Genomic DNA, 17,302 nt, shown 5'->3' with positions numbered 1-17,302 from the left:
CCTTACGCCTTACTCTGCCTAAAAACCCAATCCAACACCGGCGCGATGTTGTAGGCGTATTTCCATGTCGAAGTGTGTCCCGACGCGCCGCCCGCGTTGGCTTCGGCGGCGGTTTTGAACACCGTACCTTTGGCAAAGGCGACGAAATTCACATTGGCGTTTTGCGCGGCGATTTTGTCGAAGGCCGTCTGAAACTTGTCGACCGGCCATTGCGCGTCCCAATCGTCGGCGCGGGCGACTTTTGCGCCGAAGGCGGCGAGGTTTTCGGTGATGGCGATTTCGCCCGGGTAGGCCTTGGCATGCGTATTTTGTAAACAAATCTGAACAAAACTTAGCGAAAACAATGCAGAGCAAGTATAATCTCTATTGTTTTCCAACCTTACCAACCATCAAGGATGCTCCTATGAAATACCCGAAAAGCCGTCCCACCCTGCTTGCGCTGGCACTGATGCCGCTGTTTGCCTTTGCCGAAGACGAAGCCGTGTTGGACACCGTTACCGTCACCGGTACGAAATCCGTCTCCCTCAACCAAGGCTACTCCACCGACGGCACTTACGCGCCCTTAGGCATCGGCATGACCCTGCGCGAAACGCCGCAAAGCGTGAGCGTAACCACCTCCAAACAGATGGAAGACTGGAAACTCGACAGCCTGCGCAAAGTGATGGAGCAGACCAACGGCGTCACCGTCAAAAGCGGCAGCGGCGGCAGCGACCGCTATGCCGGGCTGCACTCGCGCGGCATGGAAGTGAAAAACTTCCAGATGGACGGCGTGCCCTACCGCAGCTCCGGTTTCAGCAAAGACTCGTGGGCTGGCTGGGGCGGCGTGGACACCCGCGCGCTCGACCGCGTGGAAGTGCTGCGCGGCGCGTCCGCCCTCTTGGGCGGCACGGGCGATCCCTCCGCACAAGTGAGCCTCGTGCGCAAACGTCCCACCAAAGACTTCAAAGCCGAAATCGGCACCGAAATCGGCAACCACAGCCGTTGGGGCGTAAACGGCGACGTTTCAGGCAGCCTGAACGCCGAGGGCAGCCTGCGCGCTCGCATCGTGGCGGGGCATGACCGCAGCGGCTATCAAATTGAAGACGCGAAAATGCGCAACAGCAGCCTCTATGCCGTGGCCGAATGGGATGCCGCCCCCGCCACCACCCTCTCCGTCGGCACCCAGCTGCAAAACCGCCGCGAAACCGACACCCCCATCTTCCTGCCCACCGCCTACGACAGCGAAGGCTACCCGCTGAAAAACGAAATCAGCCGCCACGCCAACAATTCGCCCAAAGGCACATCCTACAAATACAGCAGCCGCAACGTGTTCGCCGAAGTGCGCCACCGCTTTTCGCCCGACTGGAAAACCAAGCTCGAATACAACTGGACGCGCAACACCATACACGACCGCCAAGGCTACGCGGCGATGAAAACCGACCACGACACCCGCCAAATCGACCTGCTCGAAACCGATTCGAGCGAAAAAAGCACTACCCACAGCTTCGCCGCCTCGGTGGACGGCAAATACAACCTTCTCGGCCGCAAACACGACATCCTGTTCGGCATCAGCGGCTTCAACACCAAAAACCGCGCCCCCAGCCGCTTTGCCCGTTACGACAACGCCTTCGGCCTGCACGACTTTCTAAACAACCGCAGCCTGCGCCCGGCCAACCCCGTACCCGACGCGGAATACACCGCCGACGACGACATCCGCGCCCGCCAGTTCGGTGGTTACTTCGCCACCCGCTTCCGCCCCGTCGAACGCCTCGCCCTGATCGGCGGCGCGCGCTACAGCCGCATCACCATGCAAAAAGCCGAACACGTCGCAGGCACAAACGAAAAAGTAACCCGCAGCAAAGCCACCCCCTACATCGGCGCCGTGTTCGACCTGAGCGAAAACCTCTCCGCCTACACCAGCTACGGCACCTCCTTCGAGCCCGTGTTCGAGCGCGGCAAAGACGGCAAATTCCTCAAACCCACCACCGGCCGCAACATCGAAATCGGCCTCAAAGGCGAATTTTTCGACCAACGCCTCAACGTCTCCGCCGCCCTCTTTGACACCCGCAAAAACGGCATGGCCAAATACGTAGAAAGCGGCGACTACTACGTTTCCGAAGACAACATCCGCACACGCGGCTTTGAAACCGAAGCCGCCGGCCGCATTAACGACAACTGGTTCGTCAGCGCAGGCTACACCGTGCAAAACCGCAAAGGCGGCGAAGACTCCTACGAAGCCGATTTGCCCAAACACCAAATCAAACTCGCCACCACCTACGATGTGAACGAACGCCTCACCCTCGGCGGCAGCCTGCGCTGGCAGAGCAAAACCAGCAACATCAACAAAAGCGCACTGGCCGACGAAAACGACGCTCCCTCGCTCGAACGCGCCCGCAAGTCTGCCACCCAGAAAGCCTACACCCTGGTTGACCTGATGGCCGCCTACCGCATCGGCAAAAACGCCGAAGCCACCTTAAACGTCAACAACGTCTTCAACACCCGCTACCGCACGCTCTCCACATTCTTAGCCTACGGCGAAGCGCGCAGCGCGGTGTTGGGCTTCAAATACCGCTTCTAAAAAGCGGCAAAAGGCCGTCTGAAAAACCTTTCAGACGGCCTGATAAGTGGTAATGGGGTATCTATCATAGCCATCTTCTCCAATCAGAAACTTTAAAACCCCAATTTCGGGAGACAACATGAACGAATTGAATGACCAGTGCGCTGCAGAAAACGCCCTGTCCTCCGGCATGGGCTGCTTTATCAAGGGCACCTTGGTGGAAACGGAAGAAGGCTGGACGCCGATAGACGAACTGAAGGTGGGTGATTGGGTGATGTCTCGCCCCGAAAACGGCATCGGCGAGGCCGTGCCCAAGCGGGTGGTGAACACCTTCTGTTTTGAGGGCAAGGAGGTATGGGATCTTGCCTTTTCCACCTTTCCGCGAAGGGAAGGGGGGGGAGCACGGCTTTCCGCCACCCCCGACCACCCGTTCTGCGTCTACGGCGTGGTGACCAACCTGTTTATGGACAGCCCGTTCGGCGTATTGGGGCGGGAAGACAGCATCTATTACGACAATATTGATGTCGAGAACGACGAAGACTGGCATGAGAAATTCCAAGCCTTGGAACGCTTCAGTCAAACCCCGTATGAAATCGCGCTATATGAAACACCCGTCTGGAAGCGGGTGGATCAGCTTGAGCGCGGCGATGTGGTGTTGGATGCCCTTGATAAATATCGCGTGGTTGAAATGTCCCGCCCTTATTTTGCCGTCGATAGCGATAACCCCAACCATGCCTGGGTGCAAGGTTATACAAATAAGTATGGCTGGGAGCGGCAATCGATAGGGCATATTTACGATTTAACGCTGGATCAGGCAAACAACTATATGTATCCAAGGGCTTTGGCATACGATGTCGAGAATCCGGCCATGCTGTTAGGCAAAGATGAAGACGGTAGGCTGCATTACCGCCCTTACCGCACCACGGTTTACAACATCGAGGTGGAAGATACCCACACTTATTTGGTGTCGCGTTCTGGTATCTTGGTACACAACACCTGCGGCCAGCAAGCGTAGATACCATCTCCCCCCATCAGGCTCAAGTGATGCTTGCGGTCTGATGGGGGAGATGGTATCTGCCGCACCCCGCTTTCAGGCTGCCCTGATGCCGTCTGAAAAAGCCCAAAAGCCAGCCTGAAACCCCACCCCACCTTCCCCAAAGGCAATCTCCCATGAAAAAAACCCTCCTCCCCCTCCTGCTCGCCCTATCCCTCCCCGCCCTTGCCGACCCCGTCGACGACTTCGCCCAAGCCGAGCTTGAGCGGCAAAAAATCCCCGGCCTTGCCGTCGGCATCTACCGCAATGGCAACATTGTCAAACAACAGGGCTACGGGCTGGCAAACGTAGAACACCAAATCCCCGTCTCTGCCGACACCGTGTTTCAGACGGCCTCCATCGGCAAAATGTTCGCCGCCGCCGCCGTGATGCTGCTGGTGGAAGACGGTAAAATCCTCCTCGACCAATCCGTGCGCGCCTACCTGCCCGAAGCGCCCAAAAGCTGGCAGCCCATCACCATCCGCCACCTGCTCAACCACACCGGCGGCATCGGCAACACCGAAACCGACTGGCAGCAAAACAGCAGCGAAAAACAAATGCTGCGCCGCATCTACGCCGCCCCGCTGCAATTCAAACCAGGCAGCCGCTGGGCATACAGCAACAACGGCTACGCCGTCCTCGGCGCCGTCATCACCCGCGTCTCCGGCAAACACTACGGCGAAATCCTGCAAGAGCGCGTGTTCGCCCCGCTGGGCATGACTTCCGCCCGCGTGATCAGCGAGCGCGACATCGTCCCCCACCGCGCCGCAGGTTATGAGCTTGACGACGCCGACGGCAGCCTGAAAAACCAAGAATGGGTCGCCCCCTATCACAACCAAACCGCCGACGGCTCGCTCTACCTCTCGCTACACGACTACCGCCGCTGGCTCGCCGCCGTAGAAGCACGCCAAATCCTCAAGCCCGAATCCTGGCGCGAAATCTTCACCCCCGCCCGCCTCAACAACGGCGACAGCTACCCCTACGGCTTCGGCTGGTCGCTCGTGCCCGCCCCCGACGGCAGCCCCATGAGCGGCCACCCCGGCGCATGGCAGGGCTTCAGCACCGAGCTGCGCCGCTACGAAGGCGACGGCACCGATATTGTCGTGTTAACCAATTTGGCAGGCGTAGATACCGAAGCCATCATCGAAGGCATCGCCGCGCGCAGCAACCCGCGCTACCAAAAAACCCACGCCCCCATCGCCGACCAGCACCCCGCCCTAACCCGCGACTTCGAGCGCGTCCTGCAACGCATCAAACAAGGCAAACCGCACCCCGCCATACCCAAAGGCCGTCTGAAAGAGCTGCACGCCAAATTCGCCGACGCAGGCAAGTGCCAAGCCCGGCCCACCCGCCACCAAAACAACGGCGACATCCAAGAGCGCGACTACCGCGTTATCTGCGAGCGCCGCAGCTTTGAAGGCAACGCCGATTTTGTTAAGGGAAAAACGGTGAGATTGTGGTTGGAAGAGACGGGGGACGATAAAGCGCAGGGGCAATAGGCAGCCTGAAAACTTTGCTTTTCTAAACGGCGTCATTCCCGCGCAGGCGGGAATCTTGTCCGATTCCAAACAATTTCCGATGAAACCATCCATGGCTTGGATTCTGCAAAGATTCCCGCCTGCGCGGGAATGACGAAATTGACAGCCGCGTAGGTCGGGCATTCATGCCCGACCTTGTGTAAACGAAACTTATCAGGCATCAATGCCCAACCTACTATTGCCGTTTCAGTTCCGCCCAAACGCGCTGCACTGATTTTCAGGCTGCCTTCGCACACTGCCGCCACAATCCGACACGCCCATCAGGTATCATTCCCCCTTTTCCACCCTACCGAAAGGCAGCCTGAAAATGACTCAGCTCACGTTCTACACCCACCCCAAATCGCGCGGCATCACCGTGGCATGGATGCTCAGAGAATGCGGCGCCACGTTTGACACCGTCGTCATTCCCTTCGGCGAAGCGATGAAATCCGCCGACTATCTCGCCATCAACCCGATGGGCAAAGTACCCGCGCTCAAAGCAGGCGACACCATCATCACCGAATCTGCCGCCATCATCAGCTTTCTTGCGGAGCAGTTCCCCGAGCGCGGCTTGATTCCCGCTGCCGACAGCTTGGCGCGGGGCGAGTATTACCGCTGGCTGTGCTTTGCCATCCAGTTGGAATACGCCGCGTTTGACCGCCGGAACCAAGTGCAAAGCGACGAAGCGCGGCGAAAATCCATCGGCTACGGCGATTTTGACACCGCCTTCGGCGCATTGCGCGCACATCTGGCGCAGCATGATTACATCGTCGGCGGGCAGTTTTCCGCGCTGGATGTTTACTACACCCTGCTGCTGGTGCAGTTCACCCGCACGATGCCCGTAGAAGGCATTGCCTGCGACGTGTTTGATGCCTACATCGCGCGGCACACCGCCCGCGCTGCATTTGGCGAAACCATGGCTTGGACGGGGGAAGAGATGGCGAAAATGGGCATCGCGCAGTAAAGCAAAGGCAGAGACCTTTGCAAAAGCCCAACAGCAGCCTGAAAGCATAAAATCCGCGTTTAGCTTCGCAACTCGCTGCGTATCGCATGCTGCCTATCGTTATCCAACCGGAGACAAACATGACCCCGCCCCAAGCCCTCGCTCCCTTCCTGCGTACCGACCTCAACCCCGCCTATCTCGGCGAAGAAGACAGCATCTTCCGCTATCTCAACCCCGCCGATTTGGCGGGCGACAACGGCAAATACAACCGCCTCTACGACCGCCTTGCCCCGCTGTACAACCTCGGTGAATGGCTGGCGCGGCTCAAATACGGCGGCGGCATCGCCAAAATGCGCCGCGAAATGATGCGTCTGATTGACTGGCAAAACGGCGCGAGCGTGCTGTATGTGTCCGTCGGCACGGGCACGGATTTCCGTTATTTCCCCGACACGGTTGATGCAGGCAGCCTGAAAATCGTCGGCGCGGATTTGTCACTGGGCATGCTGCGGCGGGCGCAGAAAACATGGCAGCGGCGGCTGGATTTGTCGCTGGTGCATTGCGCCGCCGAAGATTTGCCTTTTGCCGACAACAGCTTTGACATCGTGTTCCACGTCGGCGGTATCAATTTCTTTTCCGACAAACGCCGCGCCCTTGCCGAAATGCTGCGCGTCGCCAAACCGCACACCAAGCTGATGGTTGCCGACGAAACGCAGGATTTGATTGAGCAGCAATACCAAAAAAGCGTGTTCACCCGCGATGCGTATCAAGGCAGACGCTTTGATCTGTCCGAAATAGAAAAAGCCCTGCCCGATGGCATCAGCGGCAGACAGACGCATTTGCTGTGGGACGGGCAGTTTTACGCGATGACGTTTGTTAAAGACGAACAGGCAGCCGGAACCCCAAATACGCAACCCAACCAAAACACAAAGGCCGTCTGAAACCCCGTTTGGTTTTTCAGACGGCCTTTGCATTACCCAAACGGCGCGGGCGGCTTATTTTTCAGGCTGCTTGGATGCCGCAGCGTTCAGACGGTTCAACGCGGCCTGCGCTTGGGTTTTGACATCGTCGTCGCCCGCTGCGGCGGCTTTTTGATACCAGTCGGCGGCGGCGCTTTGGGAAGCGGGCACGCCTTTGTCCTGCTCGTACATTCTGCCCAGCGCCAGCATGGCGGGGGCGGCGTAATCGCCGTTCTGATATAGGGCACCGCTTGGTTCAGAATGGTGCGCGACTGCTCGCGTTCGCTGCCGGTTTGCGCCTTGGCAGACGCATCTTGCGGCGCACTGTCGGGCAGAGCGCAGGCGGCAAGGGCGGATTGTACGGGAAGCGGGCGACAGGCCGTCTGAAAGTCCGTTTGGCTTTTCAGACGGCCTACCACACGAAATAGAACATCGTTTTGGCCAGCAGCACAATCAAAACCATATGCGCCAGCACTACCGCATGGATGTAGCGCGACCAGTTTTTCGTTAGCGTGCCGCGCCGCATCTTGGTTACCGCAATCAGAAAATGCAGCAGGATGCTGAAAGCCAGCACGACTTTCAGCGTCAGCTGCGTATTGAACGACGCGGCCAGCGGCGCGGCCAGATTGGGCAGATAACGCAGCCAGGCCAGCGACAGCCCCGACAAAAATACCCCGCCGACCACCCACGGCATCACCTTCACCGCCCGCCGCGACAAAGCCTTTTCCACCTCGCGCCGCGCCTCGCGTGATACGGCCTTGGTGTGCATCACGCTCAATACCAGACCTTCAAAAAACACGCCGCCGACAAAAGCGACGGCGCAGAACAAATGAATAATGTGAAACAGCGGATAGGCAGACATAACAAACCTTTTGAAAGTTTAACCGCCGGCAAACGCCGGTTGGCACGGAGGGCATATATCCTAGCCGCGCCATTTTAACAAATGGCGTTTTTTCTTCCCACGGTGTGCCGCCGGGCACGCCGACTAACCGTAAGGAGATTTCCATGAAACCCGTATTTGTGAAAACCGCCACCCTGATCGCCCTCGCCGCTTCCCTCAGCGCCTGCGGCAGCATGACCCCCAAACAGCGCAACACCGCTGCGGGCGCGGTTATCGGCGGCGTGGCCGGCAACCTGATCGGCGGCGACACCGGCTCGACTCTCGGCGGCGCCGCTTTGGGCGGCGTTATCGGCAGTCAGGTTCACCGCCACTGATTCCCATCACAGAGAAAGGCCGTCTGAAAACGTGTTTTCAGACGGCCTTTTTGCATTGGTGTTATGGAAAGCGAAGCCGCCTCAATGCCTGTGCGACGTTTCCACGCCCGCTTTGATTTCGCCGTAAAAGCCGTTTTCGCCCGAAGGGCGGTCGGCGGCGCAGGCGGCCAGCAGCAGCGGCAGGATAAGGGCGGACAGTAGGATTTTCATTGCGGATTCCTTTCGTAAAACGGTTGGGGGAGGGGCAAGCCCATCTTTTCAGACGGCCTTCTGCCGTTTGGGCTACAATGCGCGACTTTATCCCAAAGCGTGCGACTATGAAAGAACACCAAGCCCGAAAGCGTTTCGGGCAGAATTTTTTACAGGATACGCGCATCATCGCCGACATCGTCAACGCCGTGCGGCCGCAGCCGCTCGATACCGTGATCGAAATCGGCCCCGGTTTGGCCGCGATTACCAAGCCCTTGGCGGAAAAACTCAACCGCCTGCACGTGATCGAAATCGACCGCGACATCGTAGGCCGTCTGAAAACCCTGCCGTTTGCCGGCAAACTCGTGATACACGAGGGCGACGTTTTGCAGTTTGATTTCAACAGCATCGCGGGCAAAAAGAAAATTGTCGGCAACCTGCCGTACAACATTTCCACGCCGCTTTTGTTCCGCCTGAGCGAAATTGCCGATGATGTCGTCGATATGCACTTCATGCTGCAAAAAGAAGTGGTCGAACGCATGGTGGCCGCGCCCAAAACCAACGACTACGGCCGCTTGGGCGTGATGCTGCAATACTTTTTCGAGATGGAAAAACTCATCGACGTGCCGCCCGAATCGTTCGACCCCGCGCCGAAAGTCGATTCCGCAGTCGTCCGCATGATTCCGCTCAAACACCGCATCGGGCGGGCGCAGGATTTCGCGCATTTTGCCAAACTGGTCAAACTGGCCTTCCACCAGCGGCGCAAAACCATCCGCAACAACCTCAAAGAGCTGGCGGCCGACGAAGACTTGCAGGCCGTGGGCATCAACCCGCAAGACCGCGCCGAACACATCGCGCCGGAAAAATATGTCGAATTGAGCAATTATCTGGTGCAAAAGGCCGTCTGAAAGCGCAGCCCCAACGCAGCCAAAATCAAAAAACCATTGGAAACCATCATGATCAAGCTGAAAAACGTCAACAAACACTTCGGCGACCTGCACGTTATCAACAACGCCAGCCTGGAAGTGAAACAGGGCGAAGTCGTCGTTATCTGCGGCCCCTCCGGCAGCGGTAAATCCACCCTGATACGCACCATCAACCAGCTCGAAAGCATCCAGAGCGGCGAAATTTGGGTGGACGGCATCAACGTCGCCGACCCGAAAACCGACCTCAACAAAGTCCGCGCCGAAGTCGGCTTCGTCTTCCAGCATTTCAACCTCTATCCCCACCTCACCGTGCTGGAAAACATCATCCTCTCGCCCGTGCAGGTGAAAAAACAAAAACGTGAAGAAGCCGTGCCCAAAGCCCTCGCCCTGCTCGAACGCGTCGGCCTCGCCCACAAAAAAGACGCCCTGCCGGGCGAACTCTCCGGCGGCCAGCAGCAGCGCGTCGCCATCGCCCGCGGCCTGGCGATGGAGCCTGCCGTCCTTCTGTTTGACGAACCCACCTCCGCCCTCGATCCCGAAATGGTCGGCGAAGTGCTCAAAGTGATGAAAGACCTCGCGCAAAGCGGCATGACCATGATGTGCGTCACCCACGAAATGGGCTTCGCCCGCGAAGTGGCCGACCGCATCATCTTTGTCGATCATGGCGTGATTGTCGAAGACGCGCCGCCGGAAGAATTTTTCCAAAACCCGAAAAGCGAGCGCGCCAAACAGTTTCTCGCGCAGGTGATGCACTGACAGGAAAGTAAAGAAGAAGGCCGTCTGAAAACGTTTCAGATGGCCTCTTTTTTCATGCCGCCTCACGACGACAGTTTCATCACCACCACGCCCGAAATAATCAGAAACGCGCCGAGCCAGCGGCCGAAAGTGGAAGCGTCGCCAAAAAACACCACGCCGACCAAAAACGCGCCCGCCGCGCCGATGCCCGTCCACACCGCATAGGCCGTGCCCATCGGAATCGTTTTCTGCGCGAGAAACAGACAGAAACCGCTGCCCGCCATAAATGCGGCGGCGGCCAGCGTGCCGATCAGGGCGCGCCCTTCCTGCTGCGCCAGCTTCAAGCCCAGCGGCCAGCCGATTTCTAGCAGACCGGCGGTAATCAGGTAAATCCAGCTCATATCGTGTCCTTGTTGTTTTGTTTGACCGTATCGGAGAAACGGGTTGAGGCCGTCTGAAACGGGAGGCCGTCTGAAACGGCAAGGCCGTCTGAGACGGCCTTGCCGTTTTTGCCGAATGCCCGTTTCAAGGGCAGCGGCCGCATGGTGTTCCTAACCAGCTCGCGCGAGGCTTCGTGCGGGCCGATGATAAGCGACAGCAGGTGTTTTTTACCGTTGCGGTGGTAGTGGAGATTCAGACCGTTGCTCAGAAAGGCGACGGTTTTACCGTCGGCGCGGTAGAGGGCGGCGATGCTTTTGCGGTATTTGCCGCGCACCAGCTTTTTCAGGCTGAGGACGGCGCGCAGGGTTTTGCTGCGGATTTTCTGCGGGCGGCGGATTTCGATTTGTTCGGCACTGATGCGTCCCGCCTGTTCGTCAACGACAAAGGCGGCGCGGCAGCCGGGCAGGCGGAAAGAGTGCATGACGAAACCGTCGCCGAAGTGCTCGTCGGCCTTGCGGCAGACAAAGCGGTAGGCTTGGCGCGGCGGGGTGTCGGGAAAGAAGGTTGCGTGTTGCAGAAACACGGACGGTTTGATGCGTTTGCTTTTTTTCATGGCGCGGAGTTTTCAGACGGCCTCAGTACCGTCCGCGCGGGGCAGGGCGGCGAGGCATTGGCGGAACTCGGGCGGCAGGCGGCGGGCTCGGCCTGCGGCGTAGTCGAAGGCGGCCATGTGGCATTGGGCGGCGGCAACGGGCAGTCCGTCGCGCGTGCGGATGAGGGCGGAGTCGAAACGGAAGCCTGCGGCGGCGGTTTCGGCGATGCCGACGTCGGCGCGCAGTTCGTCGCCGTGGAAGGCCTGGTTGTGGTATTGCACGACGGCGGCGGTCATGATGAGGCCGCAGCCGCCGATGTCGGTTTCACTCAGGCCGATTGAGGCGAGCCAGCGCAGGCGGACTTCGTGTGCGATTTTCAAAACGGCGTCGTTGGCGAGGTGCTTGCCGTAGTTGAGGTCGCCGACCTGTACGGTGACGAGGGTGCTGAAACAGACGGCGGCGGGCGGGGGAACGGTGGGACGGTGCATGGCGGGTTTCCGTGAGCGGTAAAGAGGCCGTCTGAAAAGCCGTCCGTTGCGGGGCGGGGTTTTCAGACGGCCTGACGGGATGCGGCGGGTCAGAACAGGTTGTCGCTGCCGTCTGTGCTTTCGTCGGGTACGTCGGAGGCGGCAGGCGCGGCGGCGCGGGGTTTGACGGGCGTGGTGGGCAGGACGGGGGCGGCGTTGTTGGGGGTGTCGTCGCCGGCGTCGATTTCGATTTCGCTGCCTTCGGGCAGGGTTTGGTCGACGGCGAGTGCGGCGGGTTTGACGGCTTTCGGTTTGCTCAATGCGCCCGAGCCGGAGAGCCAGGCCAGCGATTGCAGGCTGCCGCTGATTTTGCCTTTGCCGCCGCAGGTGAGGCAGCTGGGCGCGCCGGTGCGGTTTTTCAGCACGGCGTCGATTTGTTTGGCGGACACGTTTTTGCCGTTGGCTTTCGACCAGGCGGCGATGCTTTTGCGCAGGGCGGCGGTGTCGAGGTTTTTCTTGTTATAGGGGTCTCGGAAGGCGGCCAGCCAGAGATTGCCTGCGCCGTCGACGTTCAGCGATGCCATTTGGTAAATAACGTCGGCGGGCGAGCCGGAGGAGACGGTTTTGGCAAATTGCAGGGCGTCGGGCGATTTCATGCGCACGCATCCGTGGCTGCGCACGCCGGGTACGCTGGCGGGGGCGTTGGTGCCGTGAATGCCGAGGCCGAGTTTCGGGTCGCCCAGTCGGACGAAGACGGGGCCGAGCGGGTTTTTCGGGCCGGGCGGAATGGAGGTGACGCCGTTGTTCAGTTCTTTTTGGATGGATTTGGGGATGTGCCAGGTGGGGTTGTAGGCTTTGGCGCCGATTTTGTGTGCGCCGATGGTGGTTTGCGTTAATGCTTTGCCGACGGCGACGGGGTAGATTTTCGACAGTTTGCCGTCAGTGTAGAGAAAGAGGCGCTGCTGGGGGATATTGATAACGACATGGTGGCCGGAGGAGGCGGGGGCGACGTCGGGAACGGGGGTGTTTGCGAAGGCCGGCGCGGCGGCAAGTGCGAGCAGACTGAATCCTAGTTTTTTCATGATGTTGTTTTCAGTGAGGATAATGAGGGGCGGCATCATACCGCAAACTCCGGCGATTTGTGGGAAAATGCCGCCTTTTTGTGCGTTTGGGCGCAACGGGCGTGGCGAAATGGCAATAGTGGCAGTAAAAAAGGATGCGGTTGCACAAGCGGATTTGTTTGAGGCGGATGTGTCGGGTTGGGACTCGGAGGGGCGCGGCATCGTGCGCCGCGACGGCAAGGCGGTGTTTGTGAGCGACGCGCTGCCGGGCGAACGGGTGCTCTGCCGGGTGACGCGCGCGGGGAAGCGTTTCGACGAAGCGGAGGCGGTGCGGGTGATCCGTCCGTCCGAATCCCGCCGCACGCCGCCGTGTCCGCATTATGCCGAATGCGGCGGCTGTTCGATGCAGCATGTGGAGTTTGCCGCGCAGGTGGCGATGAAGCAGCGCGCGGTTGAGGAGCAGTGCGAACGCATCGGCAGGGTGAGCCCCGCGCAGATGCTGGCGCCGGTATACGGTTTGCCGTGGCATTACCGCGAGCGCGGGCGTTTCGGCGCGGAGACGGATGAAAGAGGCCGTCTGAAAATCGGTTTCCGCGCAAAAAGGAGCAATCGTGTTGCCGACATATCTTCCTGTATGGTGCTGCCGCGCCGCCTGTCGGCAGCGTTGCCCTTGTTGAAGGAAGCGCTACAAACGTTTGCGGGTGTGTTGCGTGGCATTGAATTTGCCGTCGGCGGCGGCAAAACGGCGCTTTGCCTGCTGACGGACAAGAGGCCGTCTGAAAAGCAGCGCGGCGCTTTGTGGGCATTGTCGGAAGCGCTGAGCAGCGGCTGGCTGCTGAGTTGGAAAACGGGCAATCGTGAAGAGCCTTTATATGAAGGGCAGGGCGGTTTGAGCTACTGGCTGGACGATTTTGCCGTGGAGATGCCGTTTTCTGTCGGCAGTTTCACACAGGTCAACGCGGAACTGAACAATGTGATGGTGCGCCGTGCGGTGGACATGCTGTCGCTGCAGCGGGGCGAGCGGGTGGTCGATCTGTTTTGCGGATTGGGCAATTTCACGCTGCCGCTGGCACGCAGCGGCGCACAGGTGACGGGCGTGGAAGGCTTGGCAGCGCTGACTGACCGCGCACGGCGCAATGCGGCGCTGAACGGCTGCGGCAATGTGTCGTTTGAAACGGCAGATCTGTTTTGTGCCGACGGCCTGTCCCGTTTTTGGCGCGGTGCCGACAAAATGCTGCTCGACCCGCCGCGTGCGGGCGCTTACGAAGTGGTAAAATCGCTGCGGCCGTCTGAAATGCCCGCGAGGGTGGTGTATATTTCCTGCAATCCGGCCAGCTTCGCGCGCGATGCGGCGGTGTTGGTGGAAAAGGGTTATAAATTCAAATCGCTAGGTGTGATGAATTTGTTTTCCCAAACCGCGCATGTCGAGTCTGTCGGTTGTTTTGAGAGATAAGCGGTGTGTTTAATTTGGTAAAACATTGGGATAAATGTTTGGTTTTTTGTAAGTCATGCTATTATAAACGGCTAAGGGATTAACGAATCTGTAACAAATTTTACGCAGTCTTGAAAATTTAAAAATACTGCCCGTTTGTTGGATACGCCAGATATTGGGAGATATTCTTGGATTACATACTTATACTTGGGATTGTCGCTGTCGTTGCGCTGGTCATCGTCCTGCTCAAACAGAGGGGGAGGGAGTCGCAATCGGCCGTGCAGGCAAAAGCCAAAAGCAGGCATGCCGCCTCCCGTCCTGCCGTGCAGGCCGAAGAGCAGGCCGAGCCGGAAGAGTGGACGGTTCAGTCGAATGCTTCGGATGATAATCTGCAAAGTTGGGATTGGGACAATACTGAAAATACGGATTTGTCGACTGCATCCGTGTCTGCGCAGGAAGTCGATCCGCTGACCGAATATCAGGTTTACAAGCAGTTCGGCTATGAAGACAAGGCCGCGGTTTCACTGGCGGGCTATCTGAATAATCTGAAAGGCGATGCGCCCGAAAAATTGGTTGTTGAATTGGTTGGTCTTTGTCTGAATGTCGGCAATGTCGATTTGTTGTCGGCAACCTTGGATCGCCATGCATCCGTGCTACCGCAAAACAAATTAGCTGAATATGTCAAGGCAGGGTTGGCAATCGATCCGAACCATTTGGGCTTGCGCGTGTTGGCCGAGTCGAAGCTGAATTGGGGTATGCAGGAAGTAGCGCGCCAAATCGGCGAGCAGACTGGTTTGGAGTCATCCGATTCCGATACATATAGCGCGTCTGCTGTTCCGTCGGTTGAAGTGGCCGTGAATCAGAGCGGTCAGGAATTCAGACGTTTGAGTAAACCCAGTCCGCTGATTATCGGCAAAGCAGAAGTTGGCGATATGACGGAGGAGGAGATGAGTGCGGTAATCGGGTTTGTTAAGCCGGAGAAATCTGCCAAACTTTTGAAAAACCAAGTGGATTACGAAACTGCACTCCGCCAATATAATAAGGCTATTCAGAAAGCCGAAAAACCTGCCGGTCTGATTATTGATGCGTTGAAACTTGACTATCAGCATGCTGATGTCAATGAGTTTGCCAAACACCTTTGGAAGCTGTACTACTCATTGGGCTCTAACGGACGTCAGGTCAAAGAGCGGATGTTAGGCTGGGGGTACAGCTTGGGACAGCATGAGGTCTTTGATAATTTGGAACAGTCTCCCAGTGAGCAGCAGGTTCGTGAAATCGGTCTGCGCCAGGGTTATCTTCAAGGCAGTGCTCGTCAGTCAAAAGTCAAATACCGCGAATTGGTTCAGCGTAACGATTCGATTCTGAATGAAAGCACTTCTCCTGCCGAATTGGCTTTGAAGGAAGTTGAGTCTCTGTTGATGTATGGTCAGTTGGATCAGGCCATCGGAACATTGGAACAGGCCGTCTTAAAATATCCTCAAGAGTCCCAGTTGTACATCATGCTGTTTGATCTGTACGAACGTTCCGAGGATTGGGCTAAGCTGGAACAGTTCTTAAGGTTGCTAAGGGAAAAAGAGGCTAATTTGCCGGAAGAGGTTGTTTTGGCGATCAGTCAGTTGCAACAACGTATTCATCGCAATTCCAATAAATAAGAGTACTGAATAATGGATAATTTAATACCGAAAGTAAAGACAGTACGGGTGATGCTGCAGGAAATGGGTGAGCAACAGAATGCCGTGTTTAAAATGGCATTTAAAATGCATAACACCACTAATTACGAAATTGTCGATCAAGGTTCGACTCACAAGCCTGATATGGTTTTGGTAGATGTTGATGGCAGCAAGGGGATGCTGGCATGGCATGAGGCTAAAAAGAATTATCAAGACGTTCCTGTAGTTGTCTTCTCTGCTCATGAGCCTGTCGTTACTGCTCCGTATCTGCCCAAGCCGGTAAAGTTTGATACGCTGTTTCCCATTTTGAGAAGTTTAGCGCAAGGGGGAAACATTGTTGAGGCCAAACAGGTTAAGCCTGATGCGGGATCGCAGTCCGCTACAGCTAATGCAAATGTACAAAACAGAAAAACAACCATCCGCCGTTTTAACCCACAGAGAGGACTGCTCGGCGCGCTAAGGGCATCCAGCGAGCGTCAACAAGATACCGCCGTTCTAGTGGATGGCAAGCCGGTTTTGATTGTATTCCCAAGTATCCAACGTGTTTTGCTCACTGTTGGTGCTGAAGAATTGGAAAAAATGTGTCGGGATGACCATTTGGCCGTAGTATGCAAATCCGTTCCTGACAATCCTCAGTGGAAAGAGAAGGCTAAAGTGACCATTATGTCCTGTCTGTGGCAGATGGCTATTTGGACTGCTCAGGGTAGGTTGGTATTCCCTATGACCCCGCAAACGGTATTCACTTTGAAAAGGTGGCCAAATTTGACACGTTTGGCTCCGGTTTCCGAGTCTATGCGGTTGTCGGCTTTCTTAACTAAGACATCAGTGAACTTGAATATTCTTTATAAAGTTATGCCGTTAGATATGGCTGATATTCTCAATTATCTTGCTGCTACCTACGTTACTGGCTACTTGGCAACGGATAATGAATTCTCGGCTCAAGGTAATAAAGAATTGGCATCTGGTACGATGAATGTGAATACTCATGTTCCCGACAATAAGATGTCTAAAGATGCGTTGAGTGCGGTTACTCCTTCGCAAAATCAGCCCCGTGGTTTATTGCAGCGTTTGATGCGCAAATTGTCTGGCGGTAAATAAGGATTTAATAGAATGAAAGAGAATAAAATTATTTTTACCGGTCCTGTCGGAGTGGGAAAAACAACTGCAATTGCGGCTTTGTCTGATGATCCTCCGGTTAAAACGGATGCCCGTGCTTCAGATATGACACTTGTGCGTAAAGGTCATACTACCGTGGCAATGGATTATGGCGTCATCCGTTTGGATGAGGATGTAAAAGTCCATCTGTATGGTACACCTGGTCAGGAGCGTTTCAATTTTATGTGGGAAATCCTCAGTAAAGGCAGCATGGGGTTAATTTTGCTGTTGGATAATACGCGCGCCAATCCCTTAAAAGACTTAACTTTTTTTCTTGATGCGTTTAAAGACTTGCTGAAAACTGCCCCTTTGGTGGTGGGGATTACCAAGATGGACGTCCGCTCTTTGCCCGGAATTGACGTTTATCAAAAATATTTGGCTCAGCATAATTTTAATGTGCCGGTGTTTGAAGTAGATGCACGCGAAGAAGAAGATGTGAAGCAGTTGGTCAGTGCAATGTTGTTTTCAATTGATCCGGGTTTAGAGGCATAAA

General features: G+C 56.8%; 20 protein-coding genes. 12 read left to right on the top strand and 8 right to left on the bottom strand.

Annotated features, from left to right (window positions below):
* Positions 1-2 precede the first annotated feature (2 nt).
* Positions 3-344 carry a hypothetical protein gene (locus ACLD9W_RS04680; protein WP_410840928.1) on the bottom strand — a complete coding sequence of 114 codons (342 nt, stop codon included), beginning with the start codon at positions 342-344 and terminating at the stop codon, positions 3-5.
* A gap of 59 nt (positions 345-403) precedes the next feature.
* On the opposite strand from ACLD9W_RS04680, the gene ACLD9W_RS04675 reads away from it, so the two are divergent.
* The 5 genes from ACLD9W_RS04675 (at position 404) to ACLD9W_RS04655 (ending at position 6,967) form a co-directional block, all read left to right on the top strand.
* Positions 404-2,557, top strand: coding sequence for a TonB-dependent siderophore receptor (locus ACLD9W_RS04675; RefSeq protein ID WP_410840927.1), 2,154 nt, complete (start codon positions 404-406; stop codon positions 2,555-2,557).
* Between the two features lie 118 nt (positions 2,558-2,675).
* Positions 2,676-3,551 (top strand): protein C- splicing region, encoded by an 876-nt coding sequence (locus tag ACLD9W_RS04670; protein ID WP_410840926.1) that lies wholly within the window; start codon positions 2,676-2,678, stop codon positions 3,549-3,551.
* A gap of 155 nt (positions 3,552-3,706) precedes the next feature.
* Entirely contained in the window at positions 3,707-5,068 is a 1,362-nt protein-coding gene (locus ACLD9W_RS04665; RefSeq protein WP_410840925.1) for a serine hydrolase domain-containing protein, read from the top strand.
* A gap of 346 nt (positions 5,069-5,414) precedes the next feature.
* Positions 5,415-6,050, top strand: a complete 636-nt coding sequence (locus ACLD9W_RS04660) for a glutathione S-transferase family protein (protein ID WP_410840924.1) — start codon at positions 5,415-5,417, stop codon at positions 6,048-6,050.
* Between the two features lie 119 nt (positions 6,051-6,169).
* Complete coding sequence (locus tag ACLD9W_RS04655) at positions 6,170-6,967, top strand: methyltransferase domain-containing protein (RefSeq protein WP_410840923.1); 798 nt, start codon at positions 6,170-6,172, stop codon at positions 6,965-6,967.
* Between the two features lie 54 nt (positions 6,968-7,021).
* Here ACLD9W_RS04655 and ACLD9W_RS04650 read toward each other — a convergent pair whose 3' ends face one another.
* The gene (locus tag ACLD9W_RS04650) at positions 7,022-7,195 is read right to left on the bottom strand and encodes an SEL1-like repeat protein (RefSeq protein ID WP_410840922.1); all 174 of its coding nucleotides are present in this window, start codon (positions 7,193-7,195) and stop codon (positions 7,022-7,024) included.
* A 202-nt stretch (positions 7,196-7,397) separates the two neighbouring features.
* Entirely contained in the window at positions 7,398-7,847 is a 450-nt protein-coding gene (locus ACLD9W_RS04645) for a CopD family copper resistance protein (RefSeq protein ID WP_410840921.1), read from the bottom strand.
* Positions 7,848-7,990: 143 nt separating this feature from the next.
* Here ACLD9W_RS04645 and ACLD9W_RS04640 point away from each other — a divergent pair, with 143 nt between their 5' ends.
* Entirely contained in the window at positions 7,991-8,200 is a 210-nt protein-coding gene (locus ACLD9W_RS04640; protein WP_410840920.1) for a glycine zipper 2TM domain-containing protein, read from the top strand.
* An 81-nt stretch (positions 8,201-8,281) separates the two neighbouring features.
* On the opposite strand, the gene ACLD9W_RS04635 is transcribed toward ACLD9W_RS04640, so the two are convergent.
* Positions 8,282-8,410, bottom strand: coding sequence for a hypothetical protein (locus ACLD9W_RS04635; RefSeq protein WP_410840919.1), 129 nt, complete (start codon positions 8,408-8,410; stop codon positions 8,282-8,284).
* Between the two features lie 107 nt (positions 8,411-8,517).
* On the opposite strand from ACLD9W_RS04635, the gene rsmA reads away from it, so the two are divergent.
* Positions 8,518-9,297 carry a 16S rRNA (adenine(1518)-N(6)/adenine(1519)-N(6))-dimethyltransferase RsmA gene (gene rsmA / locus ACLD9W_RS04630; protein WP_410840918.1) on the top strand — a complete coding sequence of 260 codons (780 nt, stop codon included), beginning with the start codon at positions 8,518-8,520 and terminating at the stop codon, positions 9,295-9,297.
* Positions 9,298-9,345: 48 nt separating this feature from the next.
* A complete protein-coding gene (locus tag ACLD9W_RS04625; RefSeq protein ID WP_410840917.1) occupies positions 9,346-10,071 on the top strand; it encodes an amino acid ABC transporter ATP-binding protein in 726 nt (241 codons plus the stop codon).
* A gap of 62 nt (positions 10,072-10,133) precedes the next feature.
* Here the strand turns inward: ACLD9W_RS04625 and ACLD9W_RS04620 are convergent, their stop codons facing one another.
* From ACLD9W_RS04620 to ACLD9W_RS04605, 4 genes are all read right to left on the bottom strand, one after another.
* A complete protein-coding gene (locus tag ACLD9W_RS04620; protein WP_410840916.1) occupies positions 10,134-10,451 on the bottom strand; it encodes a DMT family transporter in 318 nt (105 codons plus the stop codon).
* Positions 10,448-11,044 (bottom strand): hypothetical protein, encoded by a 597-nt coding sequence (locus ACLD9W_RS04615; RefSeq protein ID WP_410840915.1) that lies wholly within the window; start codon positions 11,042-11,044, stop codon positions 10,448-10,450. Before ACLD9W_RS04615 ends, ACLD9W_RS04620 begins: the two co-directional genes overlap by 4 nt.
* Positions 11,045-11,056: 12 nt before the next feature.
* Positions 11,057-11,512, bottom strand: a complete 456-nt coding sequence (locus ACLD9W_RS04610) for an acyl-CoA thioesterase (protein WP_410840914.1) — start codon at positions 11,510-11,512, stop codon at positions 11,057-11,059.
* An 89-nt stretch (positions 11,513-11,601) separates the two neighbouring features.
* Positions 11,602-12,573 (bottom strand): L,D-transpeptidase, encoded by a 972-nt coding sequence (locus ACLD9W_RS04605; protein ID WP_410840939.1) that lies wholly within the window; start codon positions 12,571-12,573, stop codon positions 11,602-11,604.
* A 109-nt stretch (positions 12,574-12,682) separates the two neighbouring features.
* On the opposite strand from ACLD9W_RS04605, the gene rlmD reads away from it, so the two are divergent.
* From rlmD to ACLD9W_RS04585, 4 genes are all read left to right on the top strand, one after another.
* Positions 12,683-14,005: a 23S rRNA (uracil(1939)-C(5))-methyltransferase RlmD gene (gene rlmD / locus ACLD9W_RS04600; RefSeq protein ID WP_410840913.1), complete on the top strand. Its 1,323-nt coding sequence runs from the start codon at positions 12,683-12,685 to the stop codon at positions 14,003-14,005.
* Between the two features lie 167 nt (positions 14,006-14,172).
* The gene (locus tag ACLD9W_RS04595) at positions 14,173-15,636 is read left to right on the top strand and encodes a tetratricopeptide repeat protein (protein ID WP_410840912.1); all 1,464 of its coding nucleotides are present in this window, start codon (positions 14,173-14,175) and stop codon (positions 15,634-15,636) included.
* Positions 15,637-15,648: 12 nt separating this feature from the next.
* Positions 15,649-16,752, top strand: a complete 1,104-nt coding sequence (locus ACLD9W_RS04590) for a response regulator (protein ID WP_410840911.1) — start codon at positions 15,649-15,651, stop codon at positions 16,750-16,752.
* A 12-nt stretch (positions 16,753-16,764) separates the two neighbouring features.
* Positions 16,765-17,301: a GTP-binding protein gene (locus ACLD9W_RS04585; RefSeq protein WP_009426309.1), complete on the top strand. Its 537-nt coding sequence runs from the start codon at positions 16,765-16,767 to the stop codon at positions 17,299-17,301.
* Position 17,302: the final 1 nt, after the last annotated feature.

Source organism: Neisseria sp. WLZKY-1, from assembly GCF_046546535.1.
Taxonomy (GTDB): domain Bacteria; phylum Pseudomonadota; class Gammaproteobacteria; order Burkholderiales; family Neisseriaceae; genus Neisseria.
This window is presented reverse-complemented; position numbering and strand designations above follow the sequence as displayed.

Excerpts from the sequence above, each read along its gene's own strand:
- rlmD (WP_410840913.1), top strand. The coding sequence starts at position 12,683 with ATGGCAATAGTGGCAGTAAAAAAGGATGCGGTTGCACAAGCGGATTTG.
- ACLD9W_RS04620 (WP_410840916.1), bottom strand. The coding sequence starts at position 10,451 with ATGAGCTGGATTTACCTGATTACCGCCGGTCTGCTAGAAATCGGCTGG.
- ACLD9W_RS04660 (WP_410840924.1), top strand. The coding sequence starts at position 5,415 with ATGACTCAGCTCACGTTCTACACCCACCCCAAATCGCGCGGCATCACC.
- ACLD9W_RS04615 (WP_410840915.1), bottom strand. The coding sequence starts at position 11,044 with ATGAAAAAAAGCAAACGCATCAAACCGTCCGTGTTTCTGCAACACGCA.
- ACLD9W_RS04635 (WP_410840919.1), bottom strand. The coding sequence starts at position 8,410 with ATGAAAATCCTACTGTCCGCCCTTATCCTGCCGCTGCTGCTGGCCGCC.
- ACLD9W_RS04675 (WP_410840927.1), top strand. The coding sequence starts at position 404 with ATGAAATACCCGAAAAGCCGTCCCACCCTGCTTGCGCTGGCACTGATG.
- rsmA (WP_410840918.1), top strand. The coding sequence starts at position 8,518 with ATGAAAGAACACCAAGCCCGAAAGCGTTTCGGGCAGAATTTTTTACAG.
- ACLD9W_RS04650 (WP_410840922.1), bottom strand. The coding sequence starts at position 7,195 with ATGCTGGCGCTGGGCAGAATGTACGAGCAGGACAAAGGCGTGCCCGCT.
- ACLD9W_RS04655 (WP_410840923.1), top strand. The coding sequence starts at position 6,170 with ATGACCCCGCCCCAAGCCCTCGCTCCCTTCCTGCGTACCGACCTCAAC.
- ACLD9W_RS04670 (WP_410840926.1), top strand. The coding sequence starts at position 2,676 with ATGAACGAATTGAATGACCAGTGCGCTGCAGAAAACGCCCTGTCCTCC.
- ACLD9W_RS04610 (WP_410840914.1), bottom strand. The coding sequence starts at position 11,512 with ATGCACCGTCCCACCGTTCCCCCGCCCGCCGCCGTCTGTTTCAGCACC.
- ACLD9W_RS04590 (WP_410840911.1), top strand. The coding sequence starts at position 15,649 with ATGGATAATTTAATACCGAAAGTAAAGACAGTACGGGTGATGCTGCAG.
- ACLD9W_RS04585 (WP_009426309.1), top strand. The coding sequence starts at position 16,765 with ATGAAAGAGAATAAAATTATTTTTACCGGTCCTGTCGGAGTGGGAAAA.
- ACLD9W_RS04665 (WP_410840925.1), top strand. The coding sequence starts at position 3,707 with ATGAAAAAAACCCTCCTCCCCCTCCTGCTCGCCCTATCCCTCCCCGCC.
- ACLD9W_RS04605 (WP_410840939.1), bottom strand. The coding sequence starts at position 12,573 with ATGAAAAAACTAGGATTCAGTCTGCTCGCACTTGCCGCCGCGCCGGCC.
- ACLD9W_RS04645 (WP_410840921.1), bottom strand. The coding sequence starts at position 7,847 with ATGTCTGCCTATCCGCTGTTTCACATTATTCATTTGTTCTGCGCCGTC.
- ACLD9W_RS04640 (WP_410840920.1), top strand. The coding sequence starts at position 7,991 with ATGAAACCCGTATTTGTGAAAACCGCCACCCTGATCGCCCTCGCCGCT.
- ACLD9W_RS04625 (WP_410840917.1), top strand. The coding sequence starts at position 9,346 with ATGATCAAGCTGAAAAACGTCAACAAACACTTCGGCGACCTGCACGTT.